Genomic DNA, 10,565 nt, shown 5'->3' with positions numbered 1-10,565 from the left:
CGGCGCCGGCGCCGGCGCCGCGGTTGGCGCGATCATCGGCAAGGCGACGGGTAAGACGGCCACGGGCGCGATCGTCGGCGCCGCGGTCGGCGGCACGGCCGGCGCGATCATCGGCCGGCAGATGGACAAGCAAGCCGAGGAACTCGAGGAAGAACTCGAAGGCGCCAAGGTCGAACGCGTCGGCGAGGGCATCCAGATCACGTTCGATTCCGCCATCCTGTTCGAGTTCGGCAAGGCCGATCTCTCCGCTCAGGCCAAGACCAACCTGGATAACCTGGCGAACAGCCTGAAGGAGTATCCGAACACGGAGATCCTCATCGCCGGCCACACGGACAGCGTCGGCTCCGAGGAATTCAACCAGAAACTCTCGGAAACGCGCGCCAACTCGGCAGCCTCCTACCTGCTCGGCCAGGCCATCACGGCGGACCGTATGAGTGTCGCCGGCAATGGCGAAACGCAGCCGGTTGCCTCTAACGATACGGACATGGGCCGCGCCCAGAACCGCCGCGTTGAAGTAGCCATCTATGCGACGGAAGAGTACCGCGAGGAACTCGAGGAAACGCAGAACAACTAATACCGACGGCAACCATTCCATCGGCCATTGGTCTATAGAAGACCGCCCAGGACATTCCGAGGCGGTCTTCTTTCATTTAATGAAAGTCTCGTGCACGGGGAATCACGCCTGCCTTGATGCAATGCTGCGGCTGGCGTACCTTGGGGCCGCGTAATCCATGAAGGGCTGCCTGGCGATGGCCGGATGCCGGCCCGTGTACGGTAATCGCGTAGGCGATGACGATCAGAATCTGTAGCCTTTTGTATACATATTCTGACGCTCGTTCGATCGTCACCGGGTGCAGGCTAGCGTTTAAATTCCCTCTGAATGACGCAGAAACAGCCCGTTGATCGCACGAACACGCGATGGAGTAGCGCCTCGGCCAGTTTGGGCCGGTCCTTGCACTCCCATTCGTATGATTACATCAAGGTCACCTTTTCACCTAAAACCCTTGTTTCCATGGCTATGAGTCCGACGTATCGTGCCCTGATGCACACCACACGACTATTTGCATGCGCCACCCTCGTCGCCCTTCTGGCTGCCTCACCCGCCGCTGGCCAGGATACTGAAACGCGTCTAAAGGAAGGCCAGGAGTATAAGATGAAGTACAACGAGGCTTTGGAAGCGGCCAAAGCCAAGGAGTACGACAAAGCCTATGCGGCGTTCGAGTCGACCCTTCCGCTCGCGCAGGCCGCCGGCGACACCGAAGTCGTTACAAAGTCGAGCAAGGTGCTCGCCCAGCTCGATAACTCCCGCGGGATCCAGGCCTTCAAGGGAGAGAAATACGAGGAGTCGCTGACGCACCACCAAAAGGGTATTGAGCACGACAACAGTTACGTGCCCAACCATTACGGCAAGGCCAAAGCGATGGAGAAAATGGGCCGAATGGATGAAGCCCTCCCCCTGCTACAGGGCGTAATGGCGATGGATGACCGGAAGTCCGCGCAGGCGGCCGAAGCCACCATTCGGGGGTACTACATTTTCACGGCCTCCTCGGCGCTGAGTAGCAACAACGGCAACCCCGCGCGCACGGATGCACAGAAAGCGCTGGACGCGCTCGATGAGATGGAACTCTATGTCGAGGCCGACGCCGATGTCCACTACTACCGCGCCGAATCGTTTAAGGCGATGGGCGATTATCCCAAGGCCATCGAATCCGCCAACACGGCCCTCGATCTGCACAAAGGAAGCAAGAGCGACAAGGCGAAGATCTACTTCGTTCAGGGAGAATCGCTCATGTACGCCGGCTCCAATGCGGAAGCCCGCGTCGCCTTCGAAAATGCGGCTTTTGGTAGCTACAAGCCGCTGGCCGAGCACTACATCGAGGAACTCAAGTCGCTGAACTAAGCGCCAGAGACGCACGCCATTAATCTGCAAAAGGCCCGCTATCTTCAACGGATAGTGGGCCTTTTTTGTATGTAATGCCTCGTACTCTGCTATGAAGAGCCAGACGGATCTGATCAGTAACTCACCTTGATCGTGAATACCGGTGTCAAGCCCGGCATGGTGCGGGCGATCCGTTCGTACGTCTCGCCCACCTGGCTGAGGCTCCAATCAACGACATTACGGCGATCGAGCGCGTTGATCACATCCACGCTGACTTGAAGATGGACGCCTCCCAACGCCTGGCCGTACGACATCCCCAGATCCAACTGCACGTATGTCGGCAATCGGTGATCGGCGTCATCGGGCTGTGAGAGGTCGAAGGGAGGAAACGCCCGTGCACCGGCGTGTGCATTCAACCAGTCATAATAGGCCCGGCGAAAGCCCCAGGCGCGCCCCCATACGCCGTGCCACCGCGCGCGTACGAGCAGCGCGGAGGTCAGGTACCAATCACTCGCCATGGTGAGGCGATGTGGTTCATTCCATGGAGAGGTCACTTCTCGGCCATCGAAGCGCGATGCGTACGTGCGGTACGAAGCCGAGTAACTGTACGACACGGACTGCCAGGCCCTCACTCCCTCCCGCTCGATACGGACGCCGGCGCCATGAGCGCGTCCGCTGGCGGGCTCGATGAAGTGGGCGTGACGGGCGGCGTCGGGAATCTGAGGACCGAGCCCCAACAGCGTCGGATAGTTTACCGCGAGCAGCACGGGCTGCCATTTCTGGTACGCTTCGATCCGTACGTTCCAGGCATCAAAAGGCGTCCATAAAAATTCTCCGGCGAGATGATAGGCCTTCGGCAACGGCAACGTTTCATCCACCGGGTACCAGAACCGCACCGAGGGCGCAAGCGCCGTCGGGCCGACACTGCTGAGGTCGAACTCGGCTACAAACTGGCGGTACAGGCCGGCGGCCACACGAACCGCGTAGACAGCCCCTTGAGATCCCGACAGATCGTACCTTAATGCCGCCCGAGGCTCGAGAAAAGGTGTCGCCTGGTGAGGTAGATACGAAGCGCGGAGCCCGAGATCCATCTGTAGATTCATGCCGAGAGAGCGCCGAAGCTCCGCATACCCCGCCCACAACCAGCTTTCGGCAAGCGCATCGGTCTGTTGAAAAAACGGCGTGTTCAGTCGAATGGCATTTGTCCTGTGGATGCCCTCGAACCCGACCTCGATATGGTCGGTGGATGAGAGGCTGTAATCGAGCGTGGTCCCGAGCGCCACCTCGGAAATCTCGTTTCTATCCCGCGCTATCCCGCCTTCATTCAGGCTGTCTTCCAGAGCCTCGAGACCCGCGACGCCGATCGCGCGCTCATCCACCAGCCCATAGTCGTGCGACATCGTGTGCCGGCTCCCGCGAAGCCGAACGCTGGCCAGCAGACGCGAGCCGCCAACCCACTCGTAACGGATTTGACCGTTGCTGTTGTCCCACGCATACCGGTCGCGGGTGAGCAATAGATGCGCGGGATCAGGCGGTGTGAGCGTCGAACGCACGTCAGCGACCAGATCCGTCGCCAGCGTGTTAGAGCCACGATAGCCGGAGACATACAGCCGGCCGAACACCCCCGTCTGAAGCCGGGTGGCCAGATGGATATCGGAAAAGGCGATCTCCGGCGTCTGTTCTCGCGGAGTATACGCCGCGCCCCCGTAGGGTTGCCTCAAGAACTGCGCGGTGAGCGCGGGATCGACCCCGTTCCAGTCGCGGATCAGCTGATTGAGGGATCCCGCACGATACACATCCCACAGGGCGCCTCGCACCGCCACCATCAACGGACCCTGAACCACCGGAGACAGCCGCAGGGTACCGTTCCCGCGGACGTTCACACTCAGTGGATCGCTAAGCGCCGTCAGGCGCTCCTCGCGTCGCCCCACCAGGCTATGTTCCGCCTGGACCACCCCGGAGAGCTGGCTGCCGTATCGTGCGCCGAAGCCAGCTTTTTGAACCGTCAGCCGGCCGATAGAGAGAGGACTAAACGCACCCAGGAAGCGACCCAACGCAACGGGGTTAAATACCGGTACGCCGTCCAATTGCATCTGATGTTCACTGGACTCCCCGCCCTGGATGTGTAGATCCGCCAGAGGCGACCGCAGCGTGACGCCGAGCACCTGGTTGATCGCGCGGGTTACGTCGGTCGCAAAATTACCGCCGGCGTCATCGAACAACGCCACATTCGCCTCGCCGGACCCTATCGTTCGCGACGGTAGCCGCTGCTGTAGGCCATTGATCACGATCGGATCCGAGACGATGGCTTTCGGCTTGAGGTAGAAATAAGAACGCGCCTCCCCCCCCGCCGGAACGAAGACGCTGTCCGACATGGCCTGGTAGCCAAGGTAGGTGGCTGTGATCAGATGCCGGCCGGGAAGCAGTGTGCTGAAGGTAAACAGGCCAGCTTCGTTCGTCGCCGTGCCTGTTTTTGCGTCCGCCAGAACGACGCTGGCATACGGCAGAGGCTCGCCGGTATCGATATCGACGACCATGCCGGCGAGCTGGCCGTACAGGGGCCGCTCATGCACCCCCTCGCGCAGCACATACGTCCCAGAGGACAGCCGGTAGAAGTCGAGCCGGGCCGGCTTGAGGAGACAGCGCAGCACGGCTTCCACGTCGACAGCTTCCGCCACGCAGAACGTATCGAGATCGCGTACGAGCGCGGGGTCGTACAACAGGCTGAGTTGGCTCACCGTCACCAACTCCTGAAGGGTATACACCAGTGGCACACCCTGCGCCTTCACCGTGTATCGGCCCTCGTCGACCTGTACGATATATGCCTCCGAAACCACCTGTTGCGCCCGTACGGGGGCGGCCGCTCCGACCGCCGCCAGGCATGACAGGGCCATAAAAAGATCCACAACGCCGCGCAAACACCCGTTAGCGGTATACTTCATACCCTCGTAAGGTCTTCCTGAATTTCAGGCCATGCGCGGCGCTCAGATCCCCCAGAAGCAACTCCAGGCTCGGTTCGTTTCGGTAATACACAATCTGAATCTGTGGATCCAGCGTTGTATTCACGTCGATCTCGACTCCGTATTGCCGCTCCATCTGCATAAAAGCCGCAAGCAATGGCTCGCCGAGCACCGAAAACCCGCGCTTACGCCAGTTGAGCACAAGGTCCAGATCGTCCTCCTGGCGGATGCTCTGTCCTTCGTCGGCCGCTGAGATGCGAACGGATTGATTCGCCAACAGATCCACATGTCCCGGCGATACGCGGACATGGCCCGATTTCACAGCGACCCGCGTGTCGTTCGAAGGGCTGGTCGACCAGCTTTTTACGTTGAACTCCGTTCCGAGCACCTGAACGGTTGCGTTAAACGTCTCGACCGTAAACGTGCGTCCATCCTGCACGACATCGAAAAACGCCTCCCCTTCCAGATGGACGCGCCGTACGTCGGACCGACTCAGCAGGCCGGCGCCCAGGCCCCGGTCGTACGAAAGGTTGGTCCCTCCGTTCAACTCCACGCGCGAGCCGTCGGGCAGCGTAACGGCGAGAATTCCGCCCATCGGCGCAGAGTGCCGCACGGGCACGAGCGTATAAAAGGCTAGCAGCATCAAGACAACCGCTGCGCCCGCACTTGCACCCACCAGCCAGCGATGGCGCAATCGAACCCGTGATGGAGGCGATGCGGCCCGATCGAGTCGGGCCGCCGAGGCCGGCGTCTCTCCGAATAACGAGCCGTTGAGTCGACGCCATGTTTCATCGGCGTCGGCCACTTGATGCATATAGTGCGGCGTGGCTCCCTCAAGGAGCTGCCATACGTGCTCCAGCTCCGAAATGGCTCCTGGATCTTCTTCGACGATTTGTCGACGCAGTTCCTCCGGAAACCGCGCGGGATGCTTTCGATCAGCCTTCATGACTCAACAGGTTGGGTTCATAAGCGCGAATCTGATCTCGAATGTGTTTGAGCGCTTTGACCAGGTGATTATTAACCGTTCGAGGCGAAATTTCCATCATCGCCGCGATTTCTTCGTGGCTCAGTCCTTCAAATCGGCTGAGCGTCAATGCCTCGCGTTGCCGATCCGGCAACTCATCGATCCACGCGTGCAGCCGGGTCTCCAACATTTCCGAGCCTACCACCTCATCCGGACGATCAACGGATTCCGAGACGTACTCGGACATCGAGGTGTGTTTGGCTTCTCGGTTTTTGGCGTCGCGGTGATGATTAAAGGCCAGGTTTCGCACCATACGGTAAAGGAGAGCCTTGAGTGAACGATCTGGATCCAGGGTATGTCGTACTTCCCACAGCTTGGCAAAAACATCCTGGACGATGTCCATGGATGCTGGCGCGCTCCGGGTGAACGTCATGCAGTAACGGATTAACGCATCATGGGTCGAACGAAATACGTCTTCAAATGCTCTTCGATCTGATGTTTTGATCCGGTTACACCAGACAGAAAATTGGTCCGTTGATTCCATAATCGATGTCGTATAGCAACGGCTTTCGGCGTGTAAGACGCCTATGTCGATGTTAACGGTCGCCTGAAGGGTTGGCGCACGTCGGTTTTTTTTTGTTGCTATTGCCTACTACACAGCCTCTTTTGTCAATGACTAGCCACAGGCCGGCCATGGAACAATCGAAGGGGGCTTCTCCTACAAGGCGCAATGGCATCATTTCTGATCCCCGAGACAAAATAGACCCCTGGGCGACTCCAAAGGTCCATTCACGGACCCATCCCCCCCGCGCACCCGCGCCCGCATTCACCTCAGCCAGCGACTCAGGCATGACGACAAGCCCGTCTCTTTCGATCGCCGCGTCGGCCATGATACAGGTCGGCACTACCCTTGGAGCCTATTGCGTAATCGGCGACTCCGTCCGCATAGGCCGCAACTGCCAGATCGGTCACCATGTGGTGATTCACCATGGCACGACCATCGGCGACAACGTACGGATCGACGACCACGCCACCCTCGGCAAACAACCGATGCGTTCCCTCAATAGCGCCGTCACACAGGCTACGGCCCAACCGCCGCTTGTGGTGGGAGACGGATGCCTGATCGGCGCCAACACGGTGTTGTATGCCGGCTGCACCGTGGGCGCCAACGTGCTTGTGGCCGACCTCGCCACCATCAGGGAAGAGGTGACCATAGGTGATTTTACGATCGTCGGGCGAGGCGTCGCGATCGAGAATCGATGCACCGTAGGGCGCTACTGCAAACTCGAGACGAATGCGTACCTTACGGCCTATTCTACGCTTGAAGACCGGGTGTTCGTAGCACCCGGCGTACTCACCAGCAACGACAATTTCGTGGGGCGGTCCGAAGAGCGGTTCAAGCACTTCGCCGGCGTCACGATCCGCCGCGGTGGACGGGTCGGCGTGGGCGCTGTGATTCTGCCCGGCATCGAGATTGCTCCCGACTCGCTGGTTGCCGCCGGCGGACTCGCGACACACGACACCGAGCCACGCAGCGTTTTTGCCGGCGTGCCGGCGCGCCGCTTCAAGGATGTACCCGGCGACCAACTCCTCGAGAACCAGGGCTGGAAGGATGTAGCACCATGAACGAGATTCAGATGGTCGACCTGAGTGGGCAACTTGCCGCCATTCGGGAGGAAATAGATGCCGCCATCGCCGAGGTCCTCTCCTCGACGCATTTCATCAAAGGCAAGCCGGTCTCTCTTTTCGAAACCGAACTCGCCGCCTACCTCGGCGGCGCCCATGCCATCGGCGTGGGAAACGGGACGGACGCCCTCCAGCTCGCCCTGATGGCGCTGGACCTCCAGCCCGGCGATGAGGTCATCACGTCCGCCTTTACCTTCATCGCCACCGCCGAAGCCGCGGCGCTGCTGGGTATCGTGCCGGTATTCGCCGACATCGACCCGGCGACGTTCAACATCGACCCCACCGGTATCGAGGCGCTGATCACACCACGGACTCGCGCCATCGTCCCGGTGCATCTCTTCGGCCAGCCGGCCGACATGGACCCGATCCTGGCCATTGCGCGCCAGCATGGGCTCCGGGTAATCGAGGACAACGCGCAATCCATCGGCGCGCAGTATCGCGGCTCGCCGGTCGGGTATCTGGGCGACCTCGGCACGCTCTCCTTCTTCCCCTCTAAAAACCTCGGGGCCTTTGGCGACGGCGGCGCGGTGCTCACAAACGACGCCGCGCTGTTCGAGCGGGTCCAGATGATCGCCAACCACGGCTCGCGGCGCAAATACTACAACGAGGTAGTGGGCATCAACAGCCGGCTTGATACCCTGCAGGCCGCCATCCTGCGGGTAAAGCTGCGGCATCTCGACGGCTTCGCACGCGCCCGCCAGGCCGCCGCGGCCCGCTACGACGCGCTGTTCGCCGGCTGCCCGGGCATCGTCACGCCAGGCGTGACGCCGGACCGCACCCACGTCTATCACCAGTACACCCTGCGTATCCGTCCCGATGGGTACCGGACGCGCGATACGCTGGCTCAGCACCTCAAGGGCGCCGGCATTCCGTTCGCCATTTATTACCCGACAGCCTTGCACGAGTTACCGGTATTCCGCGAGGCCGGCCGCGCGCGCTGGGGTGACCTCACGCATACCGTGCAAGCCGCCAATGAGGTCATCTCGCTCCCAATGCATACCGAACTCACGCCGGACCAGCAGGCCTATATCGCCCAGCATGTGCGCGCGTTTCTGATCGATGCGCCGGTAATCCAAACGTACTCCATCCCCCTCAGCGTGTGAACTCAACTCCCGTCGCTCTCGCCCAGGTCGGTATCGGCTACTGGGGCAAGAACCTATTCCGCAATTTCGACGCCCTGCCTGACGCTCGCGTGATCCAGCTCTGCGATTCAGACGACGCGGTGCTGGCCCCCTTTCGGAAGAAAAATCCCTTCCTCCAGGCCACGACACGCTACGAGGACATCCTCGAGAATACCGAGGTAGAGGCCGTCGTCATCGCCGTGCAGACGCCGTTGCACTACGACTTTGCACGGCGCGCGCTCGAGGCCGGCAAACACGTCTTTGTTGAGAAGCCTCTGGCTCAGACCGTCGAGCAAGCCGAAGTTCTTGTACAAATTGCCGAAGCCAACGACCGCCGACTCATGGTGGGCCATCTGCTCATGTACCACCCGGCGTTCAACTACGTACGCGACCTCATCAAGCGCGGCGAACTCGGCGACGTGCGGTACCTCTATAGCGTCCGCGTCAACCTCGGCATCGTCCGCAAGCAAGAAAACGCGTTCGAAAGCCTGGCGCCACACGATCTCTCCATCGCCCTACAGTTCCTGGACACCCGCCCCGTCGCCGTGTCGGCAACGGGGCAGGCGTTTCTCCAGGCCGGCGTCGAAGATGTCGCCTTCGCCACCGTCTTCTTTGAGAACGGCAAGATGGCGCACCTGCATACGAGCTGGCTCGACCCGCACAAGATCCGCAGTATGACCGTGGTCGGCAGCCAGAAGATGGCGGTGATTGATGACACCGAAAGCACCGAGATGGTCCGGCTCTTCGACAAAGGCGTCACCATCCAGGCCGGCAACCCGCAACTCCCGTACGAGACGTATTCGGAAGCGATGGCCTATCGCACGGGCGACATCGTCATCCCCAAAATCCCGATGCAGGAGCCGCTCCGCCTCGAATGCCAGCACTTCGTAGACTGCGTCCGCACCGGTGCTACGCCGCACTCGGACGGTCGCAACGGGCTGACAGTCGTCCAGCTCCTCGAAGCCGCGCACACGTCGCTCAATCAGAGCGGGGCGTGTGTGTTTCTCTAGGTCATCCTGGCGCTGAGTTCATTATCGCACGATCAACGGTCGCGTCGTCATCCGGCCGTCCGTTCTGGCCTGGATGAGATACAGCCCCGGAGCCAGCGCCGCACCCTGCTCGATCCCCGTCCATTCGACCTCGTGCGCGCCGGCCGCTGCGGCGCCGTCGTGCAAAAGAGCGACCTCGCGTCCGAGCACATCGTAAATCGCAACACGCAAGGCGCCCGAAGCCGGTACATATACCGGAATACGTAGCGACCCGCGTTCACCCGCGACAAACGGGTTGGGATACGGCGCGCCGACTACGGTTTCACCCGGCAGCTCTTCCTCGACCCCCGTCGCCGTAAAGGCCAGCAGCCGCACTGGCATGCGTTCCAGACGCTGGCTGACGGCCAGCCCGTGCCTCAGGGTCGACGGCGTCACCGCCGATACGTTGGCCACGCGGAGCAGCGGGTAGGCACCCGGCGCAAACGATCCCCCGTCGATCCGGTAGATGAGCACCCGCACCAGGCCGGCCTCCTCGATGCGGTGCACCAGCGCGAAAGCTTCGCCGCGGGCCACCTCTTCCATCATCACCTCCACAAGCGCATCGGCCTCCTCGAGGTGGAACGACAGCTGGATGGCGCGCACCGGCTCATCGTGTACGGCACGGAAAAGGAGACCTCCCGGGATGGCCTCCGGGGCGATCTCAAAGAGGCCCGCAACGGCGGCTAGCTGCTTGCCGGCAGTGGCCTCCTGCGGCGGCAAGGCCCCGTCTGGCCACTCACCCAGCACGATCGACTGCGCCAGGACCGTGAGGTCGCGCACGTCCAGCGCGCCGTCCGGAGCGGCGAAGGGAAACACGTCCATACTTGCCAATTGCGCGGTCGTAGGCGCGACCCGATCCAGCACGAAATCAATGCCCAGCACCAAATCGATGGCATCCACCGAGCCGTCCCCGCTCGCATCGCCTCG

General features: G+C 61.3%; 9 protein-coding genes. 5 read left to right on the top strand and 4 right to left on the bottom strand.

The annotated features are described in order from the left end of the window. On the top strand, positions 1–574 hold a 574-nt coding region (locus SH809_10995), incomplete at its 5' end, for an OmpA family protein (GenBank protein ID MDZ4700223.1). A 468-nt stretch (positions 575–1,042) separates the two neighbouring features. Then, positions 1,043–1,900, top strand: coding sequence for a hypothetical protein (locus tag SH809_10990; GenBank protein ID MDZ4700222.1), 858 nt, complete (start codon positions 1,043–1,045; stop codon positions 1,898–1,900). Positions 1,901–2,013: 113 nt separating this feature from the next. Here SH809_10990 and SH809_10985 read toward each other — a convergent pair whose 3' ends face one another. The 3 genes from SH809_10985 to SH809_10975 are packed head-to-tail and all read right to left on the bottom strand — an operon-like array spanning position 2,014 to position 6,347. Further along, positions 2,014–4,821 (bottom strand): carboxypeptidase-like regulatory domain-containing protein, encoded by a 2,808-nt coding sequence (locus SH809_10985; GenBank protein ID MDZ4700221.1) that lies wholly within the window; start codon positions 4,819–4,821, stop codon positions 2,014–2,016. After that, complete coding sequence (locus SH809_10980; protein MDZ4700220.1) at positions 4,805–5,785, bottom strand: FecR domain-containing protein; 981 nt, start codon at positions 5,783–5,785, stop codon at positions 4,805–4,807. The genes SH809_10985 and SH809_10980 overlap by 17 nt, the downstream gene beginning before the upstream one ends. After that, positions 5,775–6,347: an RNA polymerase sigma-70 factor gene (locus tag SH809_10975; protein MDZ4700219.1), complete on the bottom strand. Its 573-nt coding sequence runs from the start codon at positions 6,345–6,347 to the stop codon at positions 5,775–5,777. Before SH809_10975 ends, SH809_10980 begins: the two co-directional genes overlap by 11 nt. Positions 6,348–6,652: 305 nt before the next feature. Here SH809_10975 and SH809_10970 point away from each other — a divergent pair, with 305 nt between their 5' ends. The 3 genes from SH809_10970 to SH809_10960 are packed head-to-tail and all read left to right on the top strand — an operon-like array spanning position 6,653 to position 9,620. Beyond that, positions 6,653–7,429, top strand: a complete 777-nt coding sequence (locus SH809_10970; GenBank protein MDZ4700218.1) for a DapH/DapD/GlmU-related protein — start codon at positions 6,653–6,655, stop codon at positions 7,427–7,429. Further along, entirely contained in the window at positions 7,426–8,592 is a 1,167-nt protein-coding gene (locus SH809_10965; protein MDZ4700217.1) for a DegT/DnrJ/EryC1/StrS family aminotransferase, read from the top strand. Before SH809_10970 ends, SH809_10965 begins: the two co-directional genes overlap by 4 nt. Further along, positions 8,589–9,620 (top strand): Gfo/Idh/MocA family oxidoreductase, encoded by a 1,032-nt coding sequence (locus tag SH809_10960; protein MDZ4700216.1) that lies wholly within the window; start codon positions 8,589–8,591, stop codon positions 9,618–9,620. Before SH809_10965 ends, SH809_10960 begins: the two co-directional genes overlap by 4 nt. Positions 9,621–9,641: 21 nt before the next feature. Here SH809_10960 and SH809_10955 read toward each other — a convergent pair. Next, a partial coding sequence (locus SH809_10955) for a T9SS type A sorting domain-containing protein (GenBank protein ID MDZ4700215.1) occupies positions 9,642–10,565 on the bottom strand: 924 nt, incomplete at its 5' end.

The organism is Rhodothermales bacterium, from assembly GCA_034439735.1.
In the GTDB taxonomy this organism is placed as follows: Bacteria; Bacteroidota; Rhodothermia; order Rhodothermales; family JAHQVL01; genus JAWKNW01.
Note: the sequence above shows the minus strand (reverse complement) of the source record. Positions and strands in the feature narration are given on the sequence as shown.